General features: G+C 73.0%; 20 protein-coding genes. 10 read left to right on the top strand and 10 right to left on the bottom strand.

Translation table 11 applies throughout. From position 1 onward, the window contains the following. The 7 genes from DZA62_RS34365 to DZA62_RS34335 all read right to left on the bottom strand — a co-directional run. Window positions 1–559, bottom strand: a 559-nt coding sequence (locus DZA62_RS34365; protein ID WP_157988100.1) for a sugar phosphate isomerase/epimerase family protein, incomplete at its 3' end; no start/stop codon positions are given. Then, a complete protein-coding gene (locus DZA62_RS34360) occupies window positions 556–1,329 on the bottom strand; it encodes an ABC transporter ATP-binding protein (protein WP_116953489.1) in 774 nt (257 codons plus the stop codon). The genes DZA62_RS34360 and DZA62_RS34365, both read right to left, overlap by 4 nt. Next, window positions 1,326–2,075 (bottom strand): ABC transporter ATP-binding protein, encoded by a 750-nt coding sequence (locus DZA62_RS34355; RefSeq protein WP_116953488.1) that lies wholly within the window; start codon window positions 2,073–2,075, stop codon window positions 1,326–1,328. The genes DZA62_RS34360 and DZA62_RS34355 overlap by 4 nt, the downstream gene beginning before the upstream one ends. 69 nt (window positions 2,076–2,144) lie before the next feature. Then, window positions 2,145–3,596, bottom strand: a complete 1,452-nt coding sequence (locus DZA62_RS34350; protein WP_157988099.1) for an ABC transporter substrate-binding protein — start codon at window positions 3,594–3,596, stop codon at window positions 2,145–2,147. Between the two features lie 23 nt (window positions 3,597–3,619). Then, window positions 3,620–4,645 carry a branched-chain amino acid ABC transporter permease gene (locus tag DZA62_RS34345; protein ID WP_116953486.1) on the bottom strand — a complete coding sequence of 342 codons (1,026 nt, stop codon included), beginning with the start codon at window positions 4,643–4,645 and terminating at the stop codon, window positions 3,620–3,622. Further along, on the bottom strand, window positions 4,642–5,715 hold the full coding sequence (locus DZA62_RS34340) for a branched-chain amino acid ABC transporter permease (protein WP_116953485.1): 1,074 nt from the start codon (window positions 5,713–5,715) through the stop codon (window positions 4,642–4,644). Before DZA62_RS34340 ends, DZA62_RS34345 begins: the two co-directional genes overlap by 4 nt. A gap of 102 nt (window positions 5,716–5,817) precedes the next feature. Next, window positions 5,818–6,921, bottom strand: coding sequence for a Gfo/Idh/MocA family protein (locus DZA62_RS34335; RefSeq protein ID WP_116953484.1), 1,104 nt, complete (start codon window positions 6,919–6,921; stop codon window positions 5,818–5,820). Between the two features lie 85 nt (window positions 6,922–7,006). Here DZA62_RS34335 and DZA62_RS34330 point away from each other — a divergent pair, with 85 nt between their 5' ends. Then, window positions 7,007–8,185 (top strand): XylR family transcriptional regulator, encoded by a 1,179-nt coding sequence (locus DZA62_RS34330; RefSeq protein ID WP_116953483.1) that lies wholly within the window; start codon window positions 7,007–7,009, stop codon window positions 8,183–8,185. A 249-nt stretch (window positions 8,186–8,434) separates the two neighbouring features. Here the strand turns inward: DZA62_RS34330 and DZA62_RS34325 are convergent, their stop codons facing one another. From DZA62_RS34325 to DZA62_RS34315, 3 genes are read right to left on the bottom strand one after another with little or no spacing between them, the layout of a single operon-like run. Continuing rightward, window positions 8,435–9,871: an aldehyde dehydrogenase family protein gene (locus DZA62_RS34325; protein ID WP_116953482.1), complete on the bottom strand. Its 1,437-nt coding sequence runs from the start codon at window positions 9,869–9,871 to the stop codon at window positions 8,435–8,437. Then, window positions 9,868–11,229 carry an FGGY family carbohydrate kinase gene (locus tag DZA62_RS34320; protein WP_116953481.1) on the bottom strand — a complete coding sequence of 454 codons (1,362 nt, stop codon included), beginning with the start codon at window positions 11,227–11,229 and terminating at the stop codon, window positions 9,868–9,870. Before DZA62_RS34320 ends, DZA62_RS34325 begins: the two co-directional genes overlap by 4 nt. Continuing rightward, window positions 11,226–12,146, bottom strand: a complete 921-nt coding sequence (locus DZA62_RS34315) for a 2-deoxy-5-keto-D-gluconate 6-phosphate aldolase domain-containing protein (RefSeq protein ID WP_116953480.1) — start codon at window positions 12,144–12,146, stop codon at window positions 11,226–11,228. Before DZA62_RS34315 ends, DZA62_RS34320 begins: the two co-directional genes overlap by 4 nt. A gap of 335 nt (window positions 12,147–12,481) precedes the next feature. On the opposite strand from DZA62_RS34315, the gene DZA62_RS34310 reads away from it, so the two are divergent. From DZA62_RS34310 to DZA62_RS34270, 9 genes are all read left to right on the top strand, one after another. Continuing rightward, on the top strand, window positions 12,482–13,429 hold the full coding sequence (locus tag DZA62_RS34310; protein ID WP_198664511.1) for a carbohydrate ABC transporter permease: 948 nt from the start codon (window positions 12,482–12,484) through the stop codon (window positions 13,427–13,429). A 2-nt stretch (window positions 13,430–13,431) separates the two neighbouring features. Further along, a complete protein-coding gene (locus tag DZA62_RS34305) occupies window positions 13,432–14,253 on the top strand; it encodes a carbohydrate ABC transporter permease (RefSeq protein WP_116953478.1) in 822 nt (273 codons plus the stop codon). Between the two features lie 35 nt (window positions 14,254–14,288). After that, window positions 14,289–15,587: an ABC transporter substrate-binding protein gene (locus tag DZA62_RS34300; protein ID WP_116953477.1), complete on the top strand. Its 1,299-nt coding sequence runs from the start codon at window positions 14,289–14,291 to the stop codon at window positions 15,585–15,587. Between the two features lie 46 nt (window positions 15,588–15,633). Beyond that, entirely contained in the window at window positions 15,634–16,677 is a 1,044-nt protein-coding gene (locus tag DZA62_RS34295; protein ID WP_157988098.1) for a zinc-dependent alcohol dehydrogenase, read from the top strand. Beyond that, a complete protein-coding gene (locus DZA62_RS34290; protein WP_116953475.1) occupies window positions 16,674–17,495 on the top strand; it encodes a shikimate dehydrogenase family protein in 822 nt (273 codons plus the stop codon). The genes DZA62_RS34295 and DZA62_RS34290 overlap by 4 nt, the downstream gene beginning before the upstream one ends. Continuing rightward, window positions 17,488–18,294 (top strand): DeoR/GlpR family DNA-binding transcription regulator, encoded by an 807-nt coding sequence (locus DZA62_RS34285; protein ID WP_116953474.1) that lies wholly within the window; start codon window positions 17,488–17,490, stop codon window positions 18,292–18,294. Before DZA62_RS34290 ends, DZA62_RS34285 begins: the two co-directional genes overlap by 8 nt. Then, window positions 18,291–21,107 (top strand): FAD-binding and (Fe-S)-binding domain-containing protein, encoded by a 2,817-nt coding sequence (locus DZA62_RS34280; protein WP_116953473.1) that lies wholly within the window; start codon window positions 18,291–18,293, stop codon window positions 21,105–21,107. The genes DZA62_RS34285 and DZA62_RS34280 overlap by 4 nt, the downstream gene beginning before the upstream one ends. A 106-nt stretch (window positions 21,108–21,213) precedes the next feature. Further along, window positions 21,214–22,314 carry a lactonase family protein gene (locus DZA62_RS34275; protein WP_116953472.1) on the top strand — a complete coding sequence of 367 codons (1,101 nt, stop codon included), beginning with the start codon at window positions 21,214–21,216 and terminating at the stop codon, window positions 22,312–22,314. Then, a complete protein-coding gene (locus DZA62_RS34270) occupies window positions 22,311–23,447 on the top strand; it encodes a mandelate racemase/muconate lactonizing enzyme family protein (RefSeq protein WP_116953471.1) in 1,137 nt (378 codons plus the stop codon). Before DZA62_RS34275 ends, DZA62_RS34270 begins: the two co-directional genes overlap by 4 nt. Window positions 23,448–23,485: the final 38 nt, after the last annotated feature.

Below are 23,485 nucleotides of genomic sequence, written 5' to 3'. Positions count from 1 at the left end.
CGTCCAGGCCCACGCCGCAGCCCGCGGCAGGGAGGCCCTCCAGCGCCTCCAGTGCCTGGTCGACCGTGTTGAGCAGGCTAGTCTCGAAGCGGTTGAGGGGCTCGACAGCGACCGTGACGCCGGCGTCCATCGCGTGTCCGACGACGGGCCCGAGGCTGTCGCGCAGTTGCGCGTAACAGCCGCGTCGCTCCGCGTCGCCGATGCGCCACGTCCTGCCGACCGACGTGTAGATCGGGCCGGCGACGACCGGGGACGACACCGCCGCCGCGACGTCGACGATCCGGCGCAGGAAGTCCTGGGTCGACGCGATCGTCGCCTGGTCCGTGGCCACCAGCTCGCGACCGGCGCCCATGGCGACGACGACGGTGGCCGACAGGCCGAGCGAGTCGAGCAGCGCCGCCGCTCGCCCGGGGTCCCAGTCGCCCACGTTCTCGACCGGGAGCTCGATCACGTCGAAGCCCCACCCGCGGATCCTCGGCGCCAGCTCGGCCAGCCTCCGGTCGGTCAGCGGCGAGGTCCAGATCCAGGTGTTCGCCCCCAGCGCCCTCGTCGACGTCATGCGTCGTCTCCTTCCGTGTGCTGACTTCCCGTGGCCAGGCCGGTCGGCGCGGTCGCGGAGCCGACGCCGAGGTAGCGGCGCTGCAGCTCCGGCCGGTCCAGCAGTTCCTCGCCGGTGAACTCCGCCTCGATGCGGCCGGAGACCATGACGAGCTGCCGGTCGGCCAGCCGCACCGCCGCCCGCAGGTTCTGCTCGACGACGAGGACGGCCACGCCCTCGGCCACCAGGTGCCGCACCACCTCGACCAGCACGTCGACGATCGTGGGCGCCAGCCCTTCGGAGGGCTCGTCCATCACGATCAGCGGCGCGTTGAGCAGGAGTGCCCGGCCGACGGCGAGCATCTGCTGCTCCCCGCCGGACAGGTCCGCCCCGCCGTGCTGCCGGCGCTCGGCGAGCCGCGGGAACAGCTCGTACACCGCGTCGGGTGTCCATCGCCTCCCCCGGGCGCGCCGGGCCAGCATGGCGAGGTGCTCGTCGACGGTGAGCGAGGGGAAGAGCCGGCGGCCCTGGGGGACGTAGGCGAGACCGGCGATCGCGATCGTCTCCGGAGCGAGGCCGTCGAGCCGCCGGCCGGACAACCGGATCTCGCCGCCCGACGGCGGCACGAATCCGACCAGCGTGTCGCACAGCGTCGTCTTGCCCATCCCGTTGCGGCCCACGACGGCGACCGCCTCGACCCCCATGCTGAAGCTCAGACCGTCGAGGACCTGGGACGCTCCGTAGCCGGAGCGCAGGTCGCGGACCTCGAGCAGTGCGTCGTCCGGTGTCATGCCACCGCCTCCGTGCCGAGATAGATCCGGTGGACGTGCGGGTCCGCCCGGACCTGCTCCGGCGTGCCGGCCGTGACCTGCTCGCCGTCCGCCATCACGACGACCCGCTGGGCGATCCGGAACGCGACGTCCATGTCGTGCTCGATGACCAGCAGGGTCAGCTGCTCGTCGAAGGACTCGAGCAGTTCGACGAGCCGCTCCCGCTCGCCCCGCGAGAGACCGGAGGCCGGTTCGTCGAGCAGCATCACGTCCGGCCGGGTGGCGACGGCCATCGCCAGCTCCAGTTGCCGCCGCTGTCCGTGGGCCAGTTCGCCCGCCACCGCGTCGACCTGGCCGGACAGCCAGACCTGGGCGGCGACCTCCGCGGCCTCGTCGCGCATCGCACGATCGGCCGAGGAGCGCCAGAGCGCCCGGTGCCGGCCGCGGTGACCGGCGAGGGCGAGATAGATGTTCTCCCGCACCGTGAGCCCGGCGAACGCGCGTGCCTTCTGGTACGTCCGCGCCAGGCCGAGCCGGGGACGGTGCCGCGACGGCCGGTAGGTGCAGTCCTGTCCTTTGATGACCACCGCGCCGGTGGTGGGTGCGATGTCGCCGGCGATGACGTTGAACAGCGTGGTCTTGCCGGCTCCGTTCGGCCCGATGACGGCGAGCCGCTCGCCCCGCGCGATGTCGAGATCGATACCGCGCAGGGCGCGCAGGCCCCCGAACGCCACTGTGACCGCACTGACCTGGACGACGGACGCCATGGCTGCTTCTCCTTTCCTAGGGGTACTCGCCGCCGCCTGAGACCTCGCGGTCGGCTTGGGGGCTACCCCCTAGCTCTGCGGCACGCCGTCGACGACCGGGATCGCGCTGCCCTCCCAGGGCAGGTCGCGTTCCTCGCAGGCGGGGAAGTCCCGGCCCGGCGACGGGGTGTCAGGGCTGAACGTGCCGCCGAAGGTCTGGTCGACGCCGGGCACGATGGCCACGGTCTCCTGGACGACCTCGCCGGAGTCGTCGAGGGCCAGCCGGGACAGGCCCACGTCGACGATGCCGCTGCGGTTCTCGTCCAGGCTGATGTCGCCGTACGGCAGGTCGAGGGTGAGCCCCGAGATCGCCGCGTGGAAGGCGTCGAGGTCGGAGATGTCGCCGCCCACCGCTTCCAGCGCCTCGACCAGCGCCACACCGGCCGTGTAGTAGCCGTAGAAGAAGCCGAACGCGGCGGCCACCGACGGCGGCGCGGGCTCGTTGCCGCTCAGCGAGCCCGGAATGGTCTCCCAGGTCTCGTCCGCGGCGGCCAGGTACTCCTCGATCTCCGGGGTCCGGACGTCGGCCGGCAGCGTGGCGAAGCCGCCGACGTACGCGCCGGCGATGCCGGTGCCGAGGGCCTGCGCCAGGTCGGGGTTGAAGAACAGGTTGCCGGCGTGCTGGTCGCCGGTGAGATCGCCCTTGCCGTTGACGAAAGCCTCGAGCGCGGCCTGGGTCCCGGTGCCGCCGACGGCCCAGAAGTAGCCGTCGACCTCGTCGGGGTTGGGCAGCTGGGCGATGTAGGACGAGTAGTCGGTGGTGCCCAGCGGCGGGAAGACGCGGTGGGTGACCTCGCCGCCGACGGCGCAGAAGTCGGCCACGAAACCGGCGGCCGAGGTGTGGCCGAAGCTGTAGTCGTCGGCGATGACGGCGACCGTGTCCCAGCCCTCCTGGTGGTGCAGCAGGTCGCCGAGCCCGGCGCTCCAGATCGCGCCGTCGCCGTAGAAGCGGAAGTAGTTCGGCGCCTGGACCTGCAGCGTCTGCTCCTGCGAGCCGGAGATGCCCGCGAAGACGGTGAGCTCGGGGTTCGCCTTGGCGTACTCGGCGATCGCGATGCCCTCGTCGCCGGAGAGCGGCCCGACGATCACGTTGGCACCCAGCTGCTCGACCAGCCGGCGCACCTCCTGAACGATGCGGTCGGCGGTGTCGTCGCCGCAGCCGACGCCGACGAGCTCGATCGGCGTCCCCGCGACCTCCGCGCCGCTGAATCCCTCCAGCGCGCTCGTCGTCGAGTTGGGGGTCGCGCCGGCGAAGCGCGACAGCGCCAGTGTGGTGCCGGCGACGACGTCCTCGTGGAACCCGCCGAACGGCCCCTCGCACTGGCCGAGGATGCCCAGCCGGATCGCGCCGTCGGCCCCGGCCGGCGAGCCGGCGCCGCCGCCGGCGGAGGTCTGCTGGTCGGCGGGCAGCCCTGCCGAGTCATCGCCGCCGCCGCACGCCGCGGCCACCAGCGCCAGGCCGGCCGACACGGACAGCGCCATTGCCGTTCGTCGCTTCTGTCTGCTCATGGTCGTGTGCCTCCGAGTTCCTTCTCAGTCGGGTGAACGGGTCGCGCTCCGCCGCGCAGCCGCTGGACGATCCCCGTCAGGCCCTCGGGTGAGAGGACCATGATCGCCAGCACGATGACGCCGATGACGGTGTTGAACCGGGCCTCGGTGATGCCGATGCCATCGACGAGCGGCAGGTCGCGCAGGTAGGTGAAGACCAGGACGTAGACGAACGCGCCGAGCCAGGCGCCCTCCAGTGACGAGATGCCACCGATGACGGCGATGATCAGCAGGATCAGCGTCGGCCCGATGGAGATCGACGCGGGATCGATCTGGCCGTTCCACCACACGTTCAGCAGCCCGGCCAGCCCGGCCACGAACCCGGCCAGCGTGAACGCCAGCGCTCGGTGCAGCGCTACGTTGAACCCCAGCGACGCCATCCGGACGGGGTCGTCGCGCACCCCCTGCAGCGCCAGCCCGAACGCCGTCCGCCGCGACGCCCGGAAGCCGAGGTAGGCCAGCACCGAGAGCAGCAGGCCCGCGTAGTAGAGCCGGACCGGCGGTCCCAGGAGGTCCGGCCGCTGGATGCTCGTGATGCCGCCCGGACCGGAGATCTCGACGATCTGGGCGAACACGAAGTAGCCGATGACCCCGTAGACCAGGGTGAGCATCAGGAAGTAGATGCCCGTGGTCCGGCTCGCGATGGCGCCGAGCACGAACGCGGCCAGCGTCGTGACGAGCATCGCGAAGCCCACGGCGGCCCATGGATGCCAGCCGAGGTTCAGGCCGCGCGCACCACCGTCCAGGGCCGCGTTGCCGAACATGAAGCCGGCGATCCCGAACATCAGCAGCTGCGCCAGCGAGGTCATGCCGCCGTACCTGGACAGGAAGACGATCGTCGCCGCGGCCAGCCCCAGGATCAGCGTCTGGGTCATGACGAAGTTGACGAAGAACGCCGTGGCGAGGCTGGGCAGCAGGACCAGGATCAGGACCAGACCGGCGAGAACGAGCGTCCTCGCGGTCAGGCGTTCGCGCAGCTTCATGCCGGCCTCCCGAACAGCCCGTAGGGACGCACGGCCAGCACGAGCGCCAGAAGACCGAACGTCATGATGATCGCGTAGTAGGAGTACTGGCTCGGCAGGTACGCGGGCGAGAAGGCGACCACCATGCCGTACAACAACGAGCCGGCGGCGGCGCCCTTGAGCGACCCGAGGCCACCGATGATCACGACGACGAGCGCGTTCAGCAGCCAGCTGCCGTCCGTTCCGGGGGCCGCGCCGGCGAACGAGGCGCCCAGTACCCCGCCGACGCCGGCCAGGAACGAGCCGGCGAGGAAGGTGAGCGCGAAGACCCGCCGGATGTTGATGCCCAGGCCACGCACCATCTGGCGGTCGTCCACGCCGGCCCGGATGACCATGCCGACGCTCGTGCGGGTGAGCCAGAGCCACAGCGCGACACCGACCAGCACGGCGATGGCGAGCATGAAGAGCCTGGTGACGGCGTAGCGCTCCCCCATGACGGAGAAGAAGTGCGTCACCGCGCCCGGCCAGACCATCCGCTGTGCCAGCCCGCCGAACTCACGCAGCATCTGGTCGGCCAGCACGACGGTGATCGCGAGCGTCACGAGGGTCTGCCGCATCTCCTGGCCCTCGTTCCATTGCAGGAACACCTGCTGGATCAGCAGTCCCAGCACCGCGGCGACGCCGGCGCCGGCCAGCAGCGGGACGAGCCAGTCGAGCAGGCCGACGTCGGCCGGGTCGATGTTGCGGGACCGGCCGACCATCGCCTCCTGCACCCTGATGGCGACATAGGCGGCCAGCAGGAACAGCGACCCGTGGGCCATGTTCACCGTGCGCATCAGGCCGAAGATCAGCGTGAAGCCGGACGCCGCGACGAAGAGCAGGCCGGCGAACGTCACACCGTCCAGGACCGTCACCAGGAACTTGCCGGGGTCGTCGACGGCGGCGCCGGCCGGGGTGCCCTCGGCGAGGAACAGCACCCAGGCGGCCACCGCCGCGCCCACGACGGCGGCGACCCAGACGGAAGGCCGGCGCAGTTCCGTCACCCGGCCCTTCGGGGAACTCCGGTCCGCATCGATCAGGGCAGGTGTCATCAGTACCTCCCGCAGGTCAGCGCCGATCGGCGCAGGGTCGTCGGACGACCTGTGCGTGTGGTGACCGGCCGGAACGACGACTGCCGCCGGCCGCGGCGGATGTCAGGCCGCGTAGTCCGGGATCGCCACCCGGGCGCCGCCGTTCATGGCCGACTCGTGGGCGCAGATCCCGACCGACGTCCAGTTCGCGGCGGTGACCTCGTCGATCGCCGGGGCTCGGTCCTCGACGATGCTGCGGACGAACTCGTGGGCCAGGTGCGGATGCGATCCGCCGTGCCCGCTGCCCTGGACGAACGAGAGGTGCTCGTTGTCGGCGTCGTACACGCCCCGCGTCGTGAACGGCGCGATCTGCGGTGGCAGCCGGTGGGCGAAGTCCGGGATCTCCACCGGCTTGGGAATCTCTCCGACGTGCAGCACGTGACCCGAACCCTGAGTCTGTTCCCATTCGAAGGTCGCCAGTTCGCCGAACACGGTGAAGCTCTCGACGTACTCGCGCGCCGTCTCGAACAGCGAGCGGGCGATCTCGGCTCCGACGGGCGAATCGCGCAGGGTGACCAGCGCGCTCTCCACCGCGAACGGAGATCCGTACGTGGCGGTGAGCTCCGCGGAGATCCGCCCCGAGCCGAGACACACCACGCTCTCGGCCAGCGCGCCGGCCAGCGACAGCACCGGGCTCACGGCGTGGGTCGCGTAGTGCATGGGCGGAAGGCCCTCCCAGTAGCCGGGCCAGCCGGCCATCTCCTGGTGATGCGCCCCGCGCAGGAACTGGATCCGGCCCAGCGTGCCGTTGTCGAGGAGGTCCTTCACGTGCAGGAACTCACGCGAGTAGACGACGGTCTCCATCATCATGTAGTTCTTGCCCGACTCCCGCACGGCCGAGACGATGGCCCGGCACTCGTCGAGCGTCGTGGCCATCGGCACGGTGCAGGCGACATGCTTGCCCGCCCGGAGCGCGGCGATGGTCTGGCCGGCATGATCCGGAATCGGGGTGTTGATGTGCACCGCGTCGATGTCCGGATCCGCGAGCATGGCGGCGAAATCCGAGTAGCGGCCCGGTACACCGAAACGGTCGGCCGTCTCGTGGAGCGACGATTCGGTCCGCTGGCACACTGCGACGAGCTCGGCGTCCGGATGGGCCTGGTAGATCGGGACGAACTCCGACCCGAACCCCAGTCCGGCGATGGCCACACGTACTTTCCGCGTCATCGTTGACCTCCTGTGTCGTGAAGGTTACGGAGGACGCAACGGGGCGAACCATGCGCAATCCAGCATCAGACCTTAGATTTTTTACATGGCTGTCATGGGGACGCGGCACGTCGCACTCCTGGTCGAGACCTCGAACGCCTACGCCCGGGGACTGCTCGTCGGCGTGAAGAAATACGTCGAGGAGCACCCGCACTGGTCGCTCTACCTCGCCGAGCACAGCCGCCACGAGACCGACTTCTCCTGGCTGGAGGGCTGGCTCGGCGACGGCGTGCTGGCCCGCATCGAGAACGAGGGAACGGCCAGCTTCATCAGGCGGCTCGGGCTGCCGACCGTCGACCTCAGCGCGGCCCGCCTGGTCCCGGAGCTCCCCGGCGTCGAGACCGACGACGGCACCATCGCCCGCTGGGCCGTCGGTCACTTCGCCGAACGCGGCCTGCGGAACTTCGCCTTCTGCGGCGACGAGCGATTCGCCTGGTCGGTGACCCGCGGCGAGTGGTTCGCCGGCCACGTCCGCCGCCGCGGCGCGACGCCGCACGAGTTCCGGATGCGGCCGTCCGGCATGCGCGCCGCCGAGCGCGAGCGCCTCGCGACCTGGCTCACCGAGCTGCCGAAGCCGGTCGGCGTCCTCGCCTGCTACGACATCGCCGGCCAGGAGGTCCTGGAGGCCTGCAAGATCGCCGGGCTCGCGGTCCCCGACGCCGTCGCCGTCGTCGGGGTCGACAACGACGAGCTGATCGGCAACCTCACCACGCCCCCGCTGTCGAGCATCGAGCCCAACACGGCCGCGACCGGGTACCTGGCGGCGCACCTGCTCGATCTGATGATGCAGGGGCACTCGCTGGAGGCTGGACTGCGGCTCATCGAGCCCACCCGCATCGTCGCCCGCCAGTCGTCGGACATCCTCGCCGTCGACGACCCGCTCGTCTCCGAGGCCTTGCGGTTCATCCGGGCCCGGTCGGACCAGAACCTCGCCGTGAGCGCCGTGCTCCGCCACGTCGGGCTCTCGCGGCGCGCGCTGGACCTCCGCTTCACCGCGACGCTGGGCCGGACCGTGCACGGCGAGATCATCAGGGTCCGCATGGGACACGTCGCGGAGTTGCTCTCCTCGACCGACTGGACGCTGCAGCAGATCGCGGAGCGGCTGAACTTCAGCCACTCCGAGTACATGAGCGTCGTCTTCAAGAAGTACACCGGACAGTCGCCGGGCCAGTACCGCCGGACGGTGAACGGGGCGGTCGCCCGCCAGGCGTTCTGGCAGACGTGATCACGCTCAGTCCGTCGCTCCCGGCTGCAGGAGGCGGTAGCCGGGCGCAGGCGCGGGTGCGCCTCGTGATCCGCATCAGCGAACCGTCGATGAATGAGGGTGATCATCACCGATTGCGTACGACACCAGGCGTTCTCCCGCTCCACCAGGCATGCATGCCTCGTGGTGCACCAGAACGCCTCATGATGGCCGTCGCCCCGACCGACCGGCCGGAGGGGAGAGCCTCCTGCCGACTCACCCAGCTGGGCGTCAGTCGTGGCCGACGTAGACCGACTTCACCCAGGTGAAGAAGTCGACAGCGGCGGCGCCCTGCTCCCGGTAGGTGTTGGTCGACGAGTCCTTCACCCCGCCGAACGGCACGTTGAGGTCCAGGCCGCTGGTCGGCCGGTTGATCTTGACGACGCCCGCCTGGGCCCGCTCCACGAACCGGTGGACGGCGCGCAGGTCGTTGCTGACGAGACCGGCCGTGAGCCCGTAGTCGACGCCGTTCACGATGTCGATCGCCTCGTCGAGGTCCGTCGCCGGCAGCACCGACACGACCGGGCCGAAGACCTCCTCCCGGGCGATGCGGTGGTCGGGCCGGACGCCGGTGACGACCGCGGGCGGCTGGAACAGCCCGTCGCCGGCATCGCGGCCGGCCAGCACCTCACCGCCGTCCTCCTCGGCGATGCGCAGGTAGGAGCGGTCGGTCGCCAGCTGTGCCTCGCTGACCACGGGGCCCATGAGGACGCCGTCGGCGAGCCCGTCGCCGGGCGTGTACCGGCGCGCCTCCTCGACCAGCGCCGCGGTGAACGCCTCGGCGATCCCGGGCGTGCACACGACCCGGCTGGTGGCGGTGCACGCCTGCCCGGTCAGCGCGAAGCCGCCGGCGGCGGCGATCCGGGCGGCCACCGCGGGATCGGCGTCGTCGAGGACGACCAGGGCGTTCTTGCCGCCCATCTCGGTCTGCACCCGGGCTCGCCGGGCGGCCGCGCCGGCCTGGATCGCCAGCCCGACGGCGGTCGAGCCGGTGAACGTCACCGCCGCGACGTCGCGGTGGCTGACCAGCGCGTCGCCGAGCAGCGCACCGGACCCGTGCACCAGGTTGAGCACACCGGACGGCAGCCCGGCGTCGACGAGCGCGCGGGCCAGGTGCCAGGTGGACACCGTGGTCAGGCCGGCAGGCTTGAGCACGACGGCGTTGCCGGCGACGAGCGCCGGCGCGATCTTCCAGGCCGGGATGGCGATCGGGAAGTTCCAGGGCGTGATGGCGGCGACGACACCGACCGGCTCCTTGCGCGTGTAGGTCAGGGTCGACGGCACCGACGACGGGTACACGTCGCCGGCCGACCGCCAGCCCTCGCCGCCGAAGAACCGCAGCACGTCGGCGGCGCGCTGCACCTCGCCGCGGGCCTCGGCCAGCGTCTTGCCCTCCTCGCGGGTGAGGTCGCGCGCCGCCTCCTCGAGCCGCGCCGAGAGCAGCTCACCGGCTCCGGTCAGCACCCGGCCGCGGGCCGGGCCCGGCAGCGCGGCCCACGCGGGCTGGGCGGCGGCCGCCGCCGCGACGGCCTCGTCGACGAGCCCGGCGTCTCCGGAGGCCGTGACGGACACGAGGTCGCCGGGGTCGGCGGGGTTGCGCCGCTCGGTCGCGGGCTCGCCGGTCCACGTGCCGGCCACCAACTGCCGGATCTGCCTGGTGGTCGTCATCGGTGCGCCTCCTGCGGGTCGGTCGGGTCGGGGAGTTCGTCGATGGAGTCGTAGCGGCCGGCGGCCAGGCCGGCGAACAGTGCCGCGCCGCGCGCCGCGGCCTCCGCCACCGGCGGGATGACGACGTCGCCCAGCGCGGCGCGCTTGGTCGCGACGACCGCGTCGCCGCGCAGCCAGCCGCCGACGGCGACGACGCGGGTGTGCGGCCCGGTGACGCTCGCCATGACCTCGAGCGCGGCGTGCCCACGACGCATGACCGTGTCGAGTACGGCTCGCCACACCATGGCCGGGCTCGGCTCGGCCGGGATGCCGGTCAGCGTCGCCGCCACCCCGGCCACGTCGGCCACGCCGATCGGCACCTGGTCCGGCGGCAGCGCGAGCGCCGCCGCGTCGAGGTCGCGCCGGGCGTCGTGGTCGTTCTCGGCGACCCCCAGCAGCCGCAGGAAGCGGCGCAGCGCCAGGCCGCTGCCCAGCCCGGTGAACAGCGACTGCGTGCCGGGGAAGACGTGGCAGCCGACGGTGACACCGGCCCGTACCGCTGCGACGGTGCCGGCCGGCCCGATCGGGCGCGTCGCCTGCCGGACCATCGCCTCGCCGGTACCCAGCGAGTTCAGGACGTCGCCCGGCCGGGTCGCCCCGGCGCCCACCGCCGCGCACAAGTGGTCGTGCCCGCTCACGGTCAGCACCGCGCCGGCGAGCCGGCCGCCGGCGGCGCCGACCCGCCCGGCCGGCGCGCCGGCCGGGACCGGCGCAGGCAGAGACAGCCGGACGCCGCTGGCGGCGATGTGCCCGGGCAGCCAGCGCCGCTCGTGGACGTCGAGCCAGCCGGTCCGGGCGGCCAGCGACAGCTCGCTGACGAACCTGCCGCCGAGGCGTTCGACGAGCAGCTCCGGCACCGTCGCCCAGCCGGCGGGAACGCCGTCGACCAGTTCCTGGTCGGCCAGCCAGCGCGTCTTCACCGCGGTGCAGCGGGTGCTGAGCGGCAGGCCGGTGCGCGTGGTGAACGCGTCGTCGCCGCCGACGTCGGCGGCGACGGCCGGCAGCACGGCGGCGGGCCGCTCGTCGTACCAGGCCAGGATCGGCGTGAGAGCGCGACCGGCGGCGTCCACCAGGACGCCGCTCTCGGCCATGCCCGTGACCCCGGCGCCGACGACGTCGCCGGGGACGCCGGACAGCGCGTCGTCGAGCGCGCCGAGCGCCACCGCCGTCAGCTCGTCCGCGTCCATCCGCACGACGCCGCCGCGCTCCCGCCACGGCGTCGGACGGCGGCCGGAGCCGAGCACCTGGCCGGTCAGCGAATGCGCGACCGCCTTGACCGTCGTGGTCCCGGCGTCGATGCCGACCAGCAGGCCGGTCACGGCACCGGCACCCCGCGCGCCTCACGGAAGGTGCTGACGAAGCCCAGGTAGGAGGCGCCGATGGCGGCCACGGCCTCGTCGCGGGAGAGGTCGCCGGCGAACCAGGACTCCAGCGGCCCCTCGAAGATGCTGCGGCCGATCGCGAAGCCGTTGACGGCCGCCACCGGCGCGGCGGCGGTGAGCCAGCCGCGCACGTCGTCGTCGCCGGCGGCCCGGCCGAGCACCAGGCAGACCACGTGGTCGCGGCCGCCGCTGCGGGACAGCTCCGCCACGGCGGCGTAGTCGTCGGTGGCCTCGAAGCCCTCGATCTTCCACACGTCCGGCTCGACGCCGGCGGCGTGCGCCTGGCGCACGGCCTCCAGCATCAGGCCCGGACGCACCTCACGGTCGAAGCGGCGCTGGTCGCCGCCGACGGCGGCCAGCTGGCCGGCGGTGGCCGGGATCAGCAGCTCGAGCATGAACCGCTGCCGTCGCGGCGCGCACCAGCGGCTGAACTCGGCCAGGCGGGCCAGCTGCTCGCGGTGCTCGTCCGGTCGCGAGTCGTCCTGCGGGTTGTGGAAGACCAGGACCTTCACCAGGTCGGGGTCGTAGGCGTCGACGTGCGTGGCGAAGTCGTCGCCGTGCTCCAGGGTGAACAGCGGGGCGAGGCTGCGCTCCACCGGCATGCAGGTGGTGAAGCCGTGCCGGCGGGCCAGCGGCAGGGTGTGGGCGCCGTACTGCTCGTCGACCAGCACCCCCACCGACGACGGGTCGAGGCCCTGGCCCACCGCGGCGACCGCGCCGTCGAGGATGACCTGCTTGGCCGCGGCGAACCGCGCGTACCGGTCGCCGGTGCTCTCGGAGTCCTTGGGGAACCGGCGCTCCATCGCGACCCGGTGGTCGAAGGCCAGGATGAACAGGGGGTCTTCTGTAGCCATGAGCTCTCTCTCGTCAAGCTCGACGGAGATGTCCTCGGACGCGGTCGGGACCGTCGTCGAGCGGCGGAATGCGTGTGACTCTATGTGGATTCAGTTGCATTCGTCAATCGCCGCCGTGGTCGGCAACCTGGGCCGCCCAGCCGACAGCTGTCGCGTCAACCGTCGGTTTGCGCTGTTCAGCGCCGACAATCGCAACTCCGCCGACATCACGGCGCAATAACTCGTTCATCGCAGGCCTTGACGGGAGCGCGGAGCACAGCCCTATAGTGACCGGCCATGTGGAATTTGGTGGAGCCGTGTGGAGCTGGTCTCCCGCCACGGACCGAGGTTCCGGCGTGACCGCCCGCACGTCCGCGCGACCCGAGACACCGCGGCCGGCGCAGGCCGCGCCGGCGCCCGCCGCCCCGCGCCGCCGGCGCAGCCGGGCCGCGGGCACCTGGTACTTCCTGCTGCCCGCGCTGGCGCTGTACGCGTTCGCCGTGCTGATTCCCAGCGCACGCGGGATCGGCTTCGCCTTCACCGACTGGAACGGGCTGGATCTCAGCTGGAACTTCGTCGGCCTCGACAACTTCACCCGGGTGCTCGACGACGACCAGGCGATCCGCGCCGTGCGCAACACCCTCGCGCTGGCGGTCGTGATCACCGTCGTCGAGAACCTCATCGGCCTGCTGCTGGCGCTCGGTGTGCACAGCAAGATCAAGAGCCGGAACGTGCTGCGGCTGATCTTCTTCGCCCCGGTCGTCGTGGTGTCGGTGGTGATCGCGTTCCTGTGGCAGTTCATCTACACGCCCGGCGGTCCCCTGACGCAGCTGTTCGAGGGCATCGGCCTCGGCGCGCTGGCGCAGAACTGGCTCGGCGACCCGTCGATCGCGCTGTGGGCGATCGCGTTCGTGGTGATCTGGCAGTTCGCCGGCTACTCCATGGTGATCTTCCTGGCCGGCCTGCAGGGCGTGCCCAAGGAGCTGCTCGAGGCCGGGGCCATCGACGGCGCCGGGCCGGTGCGGCGGTTCTGGTCGATCGTCCGGCCGCTGCTCGGGCCGGCCATCACCGTCAACGTCATGCTCTCGATGATCCGCGGCCTGATGATCTTCGACCAGATCTGGGTGATGACCCAGGGCGGGCCGGCGCAGTCGACCGACTCGCTGTCGACGCTGGTCTACCGCAACGCCTTCCAGTACGGCGAGTTCGGCTACAGCACCGCCCTGGCCGTGGTCCTGGCGCTGTTCGTCGCCGTCATCTCGATCGTCCAGTACCGGATGCTGTCCCGGCGAGAGAAGAAGTAGACATGGACCGCTACACCTGGCGCACCGGCGTCCGCGAGGCCGTCATGATCGCGACGGCCATCGTGTTCGCCTTCCCCCTCTACATCCTGGTCAACATGGCCCTCAAGCCGGCCGGCGACACCTCGTCGGCACTCTCGCCGGCCACCGCGCCGACCCTGGCGAACTTCCAGGAGGCCTGGCAGCGGGCCGGGCTGGGCGGCGCGATCACCAACAGCGCCATCGTCACCGTCGTCAGCGTGACGATCATCGTCGTGGTGTCCGCGGCCGCGGCCTACCCCATCGCCCGCGCGACCGCGAGGTGGTCGACCGCCGCGTTCTACACCTTCATGGTCGGCCTGCTGCTGCCCCTGCAGCTCGCGCTGATCCCGCTCTACCAGACCATGCGCGACCTCGGCCTGCTCGGCACCCTGACCCCGCTGATCGTGCTGTACTGCGGCCTGCGGGTGCCGTTCTCGATCTTCCTGTACGTCCAGTTCCTCCGGCTGATCCCGGAGGACTACGAGGAGGCCGCCTCCATCGACGGGTGCTCGCCCCTGCAGACCTTCCGCCGGGTCGTGTTCCCGCTGCTGCGGCCGGTGACGGGCACCGTCATCATCCTCAACGGGCTGTTCGTCTGGAACGACTTCCTCTCGCCGCTGCTCTACCTGAGCGGTTCGGCCAACCAGACGGTCCCGGTGGCGATCTACGGCTTCGTCGGCCAGTACGCCTCGGAGTGGGAACTGGTGTTCGCCGCTCTCATCATCGGCGCCCTGCCCGTCCTGATCGCCTACTTCTTCCTGCAGCGCTCCCTCATCCAGGGCTTCGCCAGCGGAGTCAAGGGCTGAGCCCGCCCCGCGTCCCTCGACCGATTGGATCCGACATGAGCACGATCCGCCGTCTCCCCCTCGTCGCCGCCTGCGGCCTGGCCGGTTCGGCCCTCGTCCTGACCGCCTGTTCCGGCGGGGTGCAGTCCGGCTCCGACACCGCCGGCGGCGGCGGCGACAGCGACTCCCTCACGCTGATCTGGAAGGGGTCCGAGCGAGCCGGTCTCGAAGCGGTGATGGAGCAGTACGCGAAGGACTTCCCCGAGGTGGACGTCGACTTCACCTTCGCCGACGTCGAGCAGCTGCAGTCGACGCTGCGCACCCAGCTCAGCTCCGGCACCGCGCCGGACGTGCTGTTCGTGTGGCCCGGCAACGGCAACCCGGGATCGATCGAGCAGATCGCCCCCGGCGGCTACCTGGAGGACCTGTCCGGCCACGAGTGGGCCGAGCAGTACCCGTCCGGGCTGCAGCCGCTGACCCGGGTCGAGGACAAGACGTACCTGATGGCGCCGACGGTCACCGCGTTCGGCGGCTGGTACAACGACCAGGCGATGCAGGCCGCCGGGCTCACGGCGCCGACGACGTGGTCGGAGGTGCTGGCGTTCTGCGCCGACGCCCAGGCCGCCGGGAAGGTCGCCTACGCGATGGGCGCGCAGACGCTCAACTTCACCCAGAACATCCCCTACTCGCTGGTGCCGTCCCTCGTCTACGGCCCGGATCCGGAGTTCGACGAGCAGCTCGCCGCCGGTGAGACGACGTTCTCCGACAGCCCCGGCTGGCAGGACGCGATGACCAAGTACCAGCAGCTGAACGACGCCGGGTGCTTCAACGAGGGCGCCACCGGCACGTCCACCGACCAGGCCGTCGAGATCGCGGCCCGCGGCGACGCCCTCGCCACCGTCGCCATCGGCTACACGCTCAGCTCGCTCGAGGCCGCCAACCCGGAGGCGTCGTTCAGCTTCGCGCCGCTCCCCGCGACCGACGACCCGGCGGACACGCTGCTGGCCGCCTCCAGCGCCGGCGGCGCCGCCGTCAACGCGAAGGCGAAGAACAAGGACCGGGCGCTGGAGTTCGTCGACTACCTCGCGACCCCGGAGATCATGAACATCTACAATTCGGCCCTGCGCGGTGCCGTCCCGTCGATCTCCAACGACGCGTTCGACGCCGACGACAGCTTCTCCGTGATCACCGAGTACCTCGACGCCGGCGAGACCGTGGCCTTCCTCGACCAGAACTGGCCGAATGCCCGCATCCAGCAGGCGCTCTACTCCGGTTCGCAGGCCCTGCTGGCCGGCCAGGTCGGTCCGGAGAACGTGCTGGCCGACATGGACAAGGAGTACGAGACGCAGGAATGACACCCGAGGCGCCCCACCGCACACCAGAGCATCGGAAGGACGACACGTGAACGACGCACGCCGGTACCGCGGCGCCGTGATCAGCGCCGCGGAGACGGTGGCCGTGACCGAGCGGGAGCTGGCCGCCCCCGGCCCCGGCGAGGTGGCGCTGCGGCCGCTCACCGTCGGCATCTGCGGCTCGGACCTGCACATCTTCTCCGGCAACCACCCGTTCGTGCCGCTGCCCTGCCAGCCCGGTCACGAGATGGTGGGCGTCGTCGACGTGCTCGGGCCGGGTGCCGGCGGCGTCGCGCCGGGCGACCGGGTCGTCGTCGAGCCGTTGCTCACCTGCGGCGAGTGCCTGCTGTGCCGGGCGGGACGGTACAACCTGTGCCGATCCCGCCGGGTCATCGGCAGCCGGGCGCCCGGTGGCATGGCCGAGGTCGTGAACGTCCCCGCGGCCCGCCTGCACCCCGTTCCGGCCGGCTTCTCCGACGCCGAGGCGGCCCTGGTCGAGCCGCTGACGGCCGGCGTGCATGCGGTCCGGATGGCCGGTGACGTCGCCGGCCGGCGGGTCGCCGTGCTGGGCGCGGGCAGCATCGGGCTGATGACGCTGGTCGCGGCGCTCGCGGCGGGCGCCGCGGCGGTCGTGGTGACCGACCCGGTCCAGAGCAAGCGCGACGTCGCCCGCCGGCTGGGCGCAACCGACGCCTTCGACCCACGCGACGACGGCGTCACCGACCGCATCGTCGCCCGGCTGGGCGAGCGGCCCGACGTCATCCTCGACTGCGTGAGCAACCAGAGCTCCGTCGACCAGGCGGTGACGCTGGCCGAGCGGGCCGGCGTCGTGGTCGCGGTCGGCGTGGCCACCGGACCCGTCAGCATCCCGCTGCAGCTGGTGCAGGACCGCGAACTGCGGCTCGAGGGCACCGCCCTGTACGTCGCCGACGACGTGCGGCGCGCCATCGACGTCATGGCCGGCGCCCGCGACGAGCTCCGCGAACTCGTGACCGCGACCTACCCGCTGGCCGACGTCGCCGCCGCGTTCGCCGCCGCCCGCGATCCCGGCCAGATCAAGGTGCAGGTCCGCGTCCAGGACGGCCGGCCGTGACCGCCACCACGGTCGTCACCGGGCGGACCGGCGTCTACGTCCACCTGTCGCACCCGAGCACCCACGTCCGCACCCCGCAGACGTTCAACCGCGCGTTCGCCGAACGCGGCATCGACGTCGTCGCCGTCTCCGCCGACGTGGCGCCGGCCGACCTCGCCGCCACCGTCGACGGACTGCGCGGCTGGCGCAACCTGGCCGGCATCGGCGTCACCATGCCGCACAAGGAGGCCGTCGCCGCGCTGTGCGACGAGCTCACGCCGGCGGCCGCGGCCATCGGGTCGGCGAACGCGGTCCGGCGAACCGCCGGCGGGCGGCTGATCGGCGAGAACACCGACGGTGCCGGTTTCGTCCGCGGCCTCGCCGGCCGCGGGATCCCGGTGGCCGGCGCGCACGCGCTCGTCGTCGGCGTCGGCGGCGCCGGCCGGGCCGTCGCATGGGCGCTGGCCGACGCCGGCGCGGCCACGCTCACCCTCGCCAACCGCACGGCCGCCAAGGCCGCCGAGCTCGCGGAGCGGCTGGCCGCCGCGCGCCCCGGCGTCGCGATCGCCGCCGGCCCGCCGGACCCGGCCGGCCACACCCTGGTGGTGAACGCCACCTCGCTGGGCATGCGCGAGACCGACCCGCTCCCCGTGGATCCGGACCGGCTGGAGCCGCGAACGGTCGTGGCGGAGATCATCATGGAACCACGGGAGACGCCGCTCATGCGGGCGGCCGCCCGTCGCGGGTGCACCGTCCACGAAGGGCTGCCCATGCTGACGTCCCAGATCGACCTGGTCGTCGAGTATCTCGGCCTGGGGAAGGGAGAGTCGCGTGCGTGAGCGCAACGGATCGCTCTTCGCGTCGGAGCGGCAGGAGGAGATCTACGCCCGGGCCCGGCGCGACGGGCGGGTCGACAGCGCCCGGCTCGCCGCCGAGCTGGGGGTGAGCCACGAGACCATCCGGCGCGATCTCAAGTACCTGGAGGACATCGAACTGCTGCGGCGGGTGCACGGCGGCGCCATCCTCGTCGACCGCCTGCAGTTCGTGCCCGACCTCGCCGAGCGCTCGCTGTCCATGGGCGAGGCGAAGCGCGCCATCGGGGCCGCAGCCCTGTCGGTCATTCCGGACGACGGGACGGTGATCCTCGACTCCGGCACCACGACGGCCCGGCTCGCGGAGGCGCTGCCGGCGGACATCCGGCTGACCGTGCTGACCAACTCGCTGCCGATCACGCAGACCCTGCTGGACCGGCCGCACGTCGAGATCCTCAACCTCGGCGGCCGGGTCAACCGCCGCACCCGCTCCACCTCGGAGTCCTGGGCGCTGCACGCGCTGAGCGAGGTGAGCGTCGACGTCGCCGTGCTCGGCGCCTCCGGGCTGTCGGTGCGCCGCGGGCTCACCACGTCCGACCAGCACGAGAGCGCCGTCAAACGGGCGATGATCACGGCGGCGCGGCGCGTCGTCGTGCTCGCCGACCACACCAAGTTCGGCGTCGACCACCTGTCCATCGTCGCCCCGCTGCGCGACCTCGACCTGCTGGTCACCGACGACGGCGGCGACCCCACGGCCCGGCAGGAGCTGGCCGCGGCGGGCCTGGCGATCAAGGTCATCGGGACGGACGGGTCGCGGCCGGCATGACCACGCGGACCGGCGCCGACGAGCTGACCCGCCTGCTGGAGCGCGTCGTCCCGGGCGGGGTCGACGCGTCGTCGCGGCGGCGGGCGGAGTACTCGTCGGACGCGTCGAACTACCGGGTGGTGCCGCGGGCCGTGGTGTTCCCCCGCCACGTCGACGAGGTGCTCGCGGTGGCCGAGGTGGCCCGCGAGGCCGGCGTGGCGTTGACCGCGCGCGGCGGCGGGACGTCGGTGGCCGGGAACGCGGTGGGGCCGGGGGTGGTGGTGGACTTCTCCCGGCACCTGGACCGCGTGCTGGAGGTCGATCCGGAGTCCGCGACGGCACTGGTGCAGCCGGGCGTGATCCTGGCCGACCTGCAGGCCGAGGCGGCGCCGCACGGACTGCGGTTCGGGCCCGACCCGTCCACCCACGCCCGCTGCACCCTCGGCGGCATGATCGGCAACAACGCCTGCGGGCCGCACGCGGTCGCCTACGGCACCACCGCCGCGAACGTCGTCGAACTGGACTGGCTCGACGGCACCGGCCGCCGGTTCGGCGCCGGTCGTGGGCTGGACCCGGTGCCGGGCCTGGCCGACCTCGTCGGCTCGAACCTGGCGCTCATCCGCACCGAGCTCGGCCGGTTCGGTCGTCAGGTGTCCGGCTACTCGCTGGAGCACCTGCTCCCCGAACACGGCGCCGACCTCGCCAAGGCGCTGACCGGGACCGAGGGGACCTGCGGACTGCTGCTGGGCGCCCGGGTACGGCTGGTCCCGGTCGCGCCGGTCCGGGCGCTGGTCGTGCTCGGCTATCCGGACATGCCCGCCGCCGCCGACGCCGTCCCCGCCCTGCTGGCCCACCGCCCGCTGGCCGTGGAAGGACTCGACGCCCGCCTGGTCGACGTCGTGCGCCGCCACCACGGGGCGGCGCGGGTGCCGGCGCTGCCCGCGGGTGGCGGGTGGCTGCTGGTCGAGGTCGGCGGCGCGACCACCGCGGCCGCCATGGCCGCCGCGGCCGCGCTCGTGGGCGACGCCGACGCCGTCGGCAGCACCGTCCTCGAGGCCGGACCGGCCGCCGCCGCGCTGTGGCGCATCCGCGAGGACGGCGCCGGCCTGGCCGGGCGCACCGCCACCGGGGCGCAGGCCTGGCCCGGCTGGGAGGACGCCGCCGTCCCGCCCGGCCACCTGGGCGCCTACCTGCGCGACTTCGACGCGCTGCTGGCCGAGCACCGGATCGACGGCCTGCTCTACGGACACTTCGGCGACGGCTGCGTGCACGTCCGGCTCGACCTGCCGCTCGCCGACGCGCCCGGCCGGCTGCGCCCGTTCCTCACCGACGCCGCCACCCTGGTCGCCGCGCACGGCGGGTCGCTGTCCGGCGAGCACGGCGACGGCCGGGCCCGCGGCGAACTGCTCCCGCTCATGTACTCCCCGGAGGCCATCGACCTGTTCGAGCGGTTCAAGAGCCTGCTCGACCCCGGCGACCTGCTCAACCCCGGCGTCGTCGTCCGGCCCGCCGCCGTCGACGCCGACCTGCGCCGCCCCGCCGCACGGCCGCTTCCCGCCGCCGGCGGGTTCTCCTTCGCCGCCGACGACGGCGACCTCACCACCGCCGTGCACCGCTGCGTGGGCGTCGGCAAATGCCGCGCCGACCTGTCGGGGTCGGGCGGCGTCATGTGCCCGTCCTACCTGGCCACCCGCGACGAGAAGGACTCCACCCGCGGCCGGGCCCGGGTGCTGCAGGAACTGGCCAACGGCTCGCTGGTGCGCGACGGCTGGGGCTCGCCCCAGGTGCACGAGTCGCTGGACCTGTGCCTGTCCTGCAAGGCGTGCCGCTCCGACTGCCCCACGGGCATCGACATGGCCACTTACAAGTCCGAGGTGCTCTACCGCACCTACCGCGGACGACCGCGACCACGCAGCCACTACCTGCTCGGCCGGCTGCCGCGGTGGGCGCGCCTGGCCGGCCTGGCACCACGCCTGGTCAACGCCGTGCTGGCGGTCCGCCCGCTGCGCCGCGCGCTGCTCCGCCTCGGCGGCATGGACCCCCGCCGCGGCATCCCCCGTTTCGCCGCCCAGCCGTTCCGCCGCTGGTGGCGCCGCCACCGGCTCCCGGCCACGGCCGCGCCCCACGGTCCGGTCCTGCTGTGGGTCGACTCCTTCACCGACGCCTTCTCCCCGGACGCCGCCCGCGCCGCCGTCCGGGTCCTCACCGCCGCCGGCTACGCCGTCACCGTGTCCGCCGGCGACGTCTGTTGCGCCCTCACCTGGATCACCACCGGCCAGCTCGACCACGCCAAGGCCAAGCTGGGCCGGCTGCTCGACGCGTTCGAGCCGTACGCCCGGGCCGGCACCCCCATCGTCGGCCTGGAACCGTCCTGCACGGCGGTGCTGCGCAGCGACCTCACCGAGCTGCTCGGCGACGACCCGCGCTCGCACACCGTCGAGGCGGCCACCCGCACGCTCGCCGAGCTGCTCGACGGCAGCGACGGCTGGACACCGCCCGACCTCGCCGGCGCGACCGTCGTCGCCCAGCCGCACTGCCACCAGCACGCCACCGCCGGCTACGACGCCGACCTGAGCGTGCTGCGCCGGGCCGGCGCCGACGTCACCACGATCGCCGGCTGCTGCGGCCTCGCCGGCAACTTCGGCATGGAAGCCGGCCATTACGACGTCTCCGTCGCCGTCGCCGAGAACGGGCTCCTCCCGGCGCTGCGGGACGCGCCCGACGACGCCGTCCTGCTCGCCGACGGCTTCTCCTGCCGCACCCAGGCCGCCGACCTCACCGGGCGGCCCGGCCTGCACCTCGCCCAGCTGCTGAACGAGCCTGAACGGCCCTGAGCAGGTCCCACCAGACGCCCGCGAGAGCTCGGCGTTCGTCACCTCCGGCGGGAGGCGGACGGACGATCTTCCTACTCTGTCACGAACAAGGATATGGTCTGTATTCATGGATCGTGTCCACAAACATGACGGCGGTCGCGGGCCGGCCGGCCCCGTCGTGGTCGGCGGCTTCACTTCCGGCCGAGCCGGGGCGAGGCAGGGGCTCGGCCTGCACGTCGCCGCCGACGGCCCCGGGACCCCGTACCTGCCGGTGCACGTGCTCGACCTGCCCAGCCCGACGTTCGGCGCGTACTGCGCGCCGCGCCGGGTGCTGTACGTCAGCCACAGCGCCGGGAGCCGGCTGTCGGCCGTCGGCGTCGACCTCGCTGGAGGCAGGTTGTCGACGCTGGACGAGGTGGCGACCCACTCCACCAACCCCGTGCACGTCACGCTGTCCCCGGACCACCGGCACCTGCTCGCGGCCAGCTTCACGAGCGGGCACGTCGGCGTCGTCGCGCTCGCGCCGGACGGCGGCTTCGCCGGGCCGCTGACGAGCCTCTCCGTCGACGGCGCGACGGGACCGCGGCCGGAACAGACCGGGAGCCAGCCGCACCAGGTCGTGATCAGCCCGGATGGCCGGCACGTCCTCGTCCCGGACCGGGGAACCGACCAGGTCCACGTCTACTCCTTCGACGGCGCGTCCGGCCGGCTGCGGCGCGTCGGCGGTGCGGCCGCGACGCCCGGCGCCGGCCCCCGTCACCTGGCGTTCCATCCCGCCGATGCGGCGGTGCTGTTCGTCGTGAACGAGCTGGACTCCACCGTGCGGGTGCACGGGTGGGACGGCGCGCGTGGACGGCTCACGCCCGGGCCCGCCGTGCCGACGATCCCGCCGGACTGGACCGGCGACAACAGCGCGGCCGGCATCGCGGTCGCGGCGGCCGGGCCGTTCGTCTACGTCTCCAACCGCGGGCATGACTCGGTGGTGCGCTTCGAGGTGGCGCCGGACGGGTCCGGGCCGCGGGCGCCACGGTGGTTCCCGGCCGGCGGCCGGACCCCGAGGTTCATCGGCACCTCGCCGGACGGCTCGCGGCTCTGGGTGTGCGCCCAGGGTTCGGACCTCGTCACCGTCTTCGAGATCGACCCCGTCGACGGCGCGCTGAACCCGGTGGGCGAGCTGGCCTTCGACGCGCCGGCCTGCGTGACCTTCCTCGAAGGGACCGGCCGATGAGCCGCGCCGACGCGCCCATCGCCTCCGTGACGGCGACCGTCATCGACCTCCCCTCCCGGCTGGCCGGCACCGAGATCGCGTCGCCGATGGACGTCTTCCCCGAGCACCGGCGCCGCCGGGCCAGCTGGTACGGGTCGATGTCCGGCGTCGTGGTCCAGGTCGCGGCGGACGACGCCGTCGGCGTCGGCTGGACCCAGGGCGGTCACGCCGTGGCCGCCCTGGTCGAGCACCATCTCGGCCCGCTGCTCACCGGCAAGGACAGCGCCGACGTCGACGGGCTGTGGGAGCTGGCCCGGCGGGCCTGCTACCCGTACGGCACCGACGGCCTGGCCGCGATGGCCCGCTCGGCGCTGGACCTCGCGCTGTGGGATCTGCGCGGCCGACGGTCGGGGCTGCCGGTCCACCGGCTGCTGGGCGGCACCGGTCGGCCACTCCCGGTGTACGCGTCGGGCAACGACCTCGAGTACCACCAGTCGCTCGGATTCGCCGCCAGCAAGATCGGCCTGGACCACGGCCCCTGCGACGGCGACGACGGCGTCCGGGCCGTCCGGGCGACCATCGCGGCGGCCCGGGAACGAGCCGGGGCCGGCCACGAGCTGATGGCCGACGCCTGGATGGGGTGGACGCCGCGGTTCGTGCGGCTCGTCGCGCCCGCCCTGGCCGAGGCCGAGGTCGCCTGGCTCGAGGAGCCGCTCCCGCCGGACCGGCCGGCCGACCACGCCGGGCTGGTGGAGTCGCTCGGACCGGTGCGGCTGGCGACGGGAGAACACCTGTACTCGATCGAGTCCTTCGCCCGGCTGATCGACGCCGGCGTCCACGTCCTGCAGCCCGACATCTCCTGGTGCGGTGGCCTGACGGCGGCGCGGCGCATCTGCGACCTCGCCCACGAGCACGGTGTCGAGGTCGCGCTGCACCTGGGCGGCGGGCCGTGGGGCGTGCACCTGTCCTCCGCGCACCCCGCGTGCCGGCGCGCGGAGTGGTACGTGGGCTCGATGCCCGGCGAGCCGCTGTCGGCCGAGCCGACGATCTTCACCGGCGTGCGCTACCCCGACAGCGGCGTCATCTCGCCCGGTGAGGACCCGGGCTTCGGCGTCACGGTCGATCCCACGGAACTCGCGCGGTATCGGGCATGATCGTGGCAATGCCGGCGGCGGGACCACAATGGAGGAGC

The organism is Jiangella endophytica, from assembly GCF_003427025.1.
GTDB lineage: Bacteria > Actinomycetota > Actinomycetes > Jiangellales > Jiangellaceae > Jiangella > Jiangella endophytica.
Note: the sequence above shows the minus strand (reverse complement) of the source record. Positions and strands in the feature narration are given on the sequence as shown.

Excerpts from the sequence above, each read along its gene's own strand:
- DZA62_RS34355 (WP_116953488.1), bottom strand. The coding sequence starts at position 2,075 with ATGGCGTCCGTCGTCCAGGTCAGTGCGGTCACAGTGGCGTTCGGGGGC.
- DZA62_RS34340 (WP_116953485.1), bottom strand. The coding sequence starts at position 5,715 with ATGACACCTGCCCTGATCGATGCGGACCGGAGTTCCCCGAAGGGCCGG.
- DZA62_RS34270 (WP_116953471.1), top strand. The coding sequence starts at position 22,311 with ATGAGCCGCGCCGACGCGCCCATCGCCTCCGTGACGGCGACCGTCATC.
- DZA62_RS34325 (WP_116953482.1), bottom strand. The coding sequence starts at position 9,871 with ATGACGACCACCAGGCAGATCCGGCAGTTGGTGGCCGGCACGTGGACC.
- DZA62_RS34275 (WP_116953472.1), top strand. The coding sequence starts at position 21,214 with ATGGATCGTGTCCACAAACATGACGGCGGTCGCGGGCCGGCCGGCCCC.
- DZA62_RS34360 (WP_116953489.1), bottom strand. The coding sequence starts at position 1,329 with ATGACACCGGACGACGCACTGCTCGAGGTCCGCGACCTGCGCTCCGGC.
- DZA62_RS34315 (WP_116953480.1), bottom strand. The coding sequence starts at position 12,146 with ATGGCTACAGAAGACCCCCTGTTCATCCTGGCCTTCGACCACCGGGTC.
- DZA62_RS34350 (WP_157988099.1), bottom strand. The coding sequence starts at position 3,596 with ATGGCGCTGTCCGTGTCGGCCGGCCTGGCGCTGGTGGCCGCGGCGTGC.
- DZA62_RS34280 (WP_116953473.1), top strand. The coding sequence starts at position 18,291 with ATGACCACGCGGACCGGCGCCGACGAGCTGACCCGCCTGCTGGAGCGC.
- DZA62_RS34300 (WP_116953477.1), top strand. The coding sequence starts at position 14,289 with ATGAGCACGATCCGCCGTCTCCCCCTCGTCGCCGCCTGCGGCCTGGCC.
- DZA62_RS34345 (WP_116953486.1), bottom strand. The coding sequence starts at position 4,645 with ATGAAGCTGCGCGAACGCCTGACCGCGAGGACGCTCGTTCTCGCCGGT.
- DZA62_RS34335 (WP_116953484.1), bottom strand. The coding sequence starts at position 6,921 with ATGACGCGGAAAGTACGTGTGGCCATCGCCGGACTGGGGTTCGGGTCG.
- DZA62_RS34305 (WP_116953478.1), top strand. The coding sequence starts at position 13,432 with ATGGACCGCTACACCTGGCGCACCGGCGTCCGCGAGGCCGTCATGATC.
- DZA62_RS34330 (WP_116953483.1), top strand. The coding sequence starts at position 7,007 with ATGGCTGTCATGGGGACGCGGCACGTCGCACTCCTGGTCGAGACCTCG.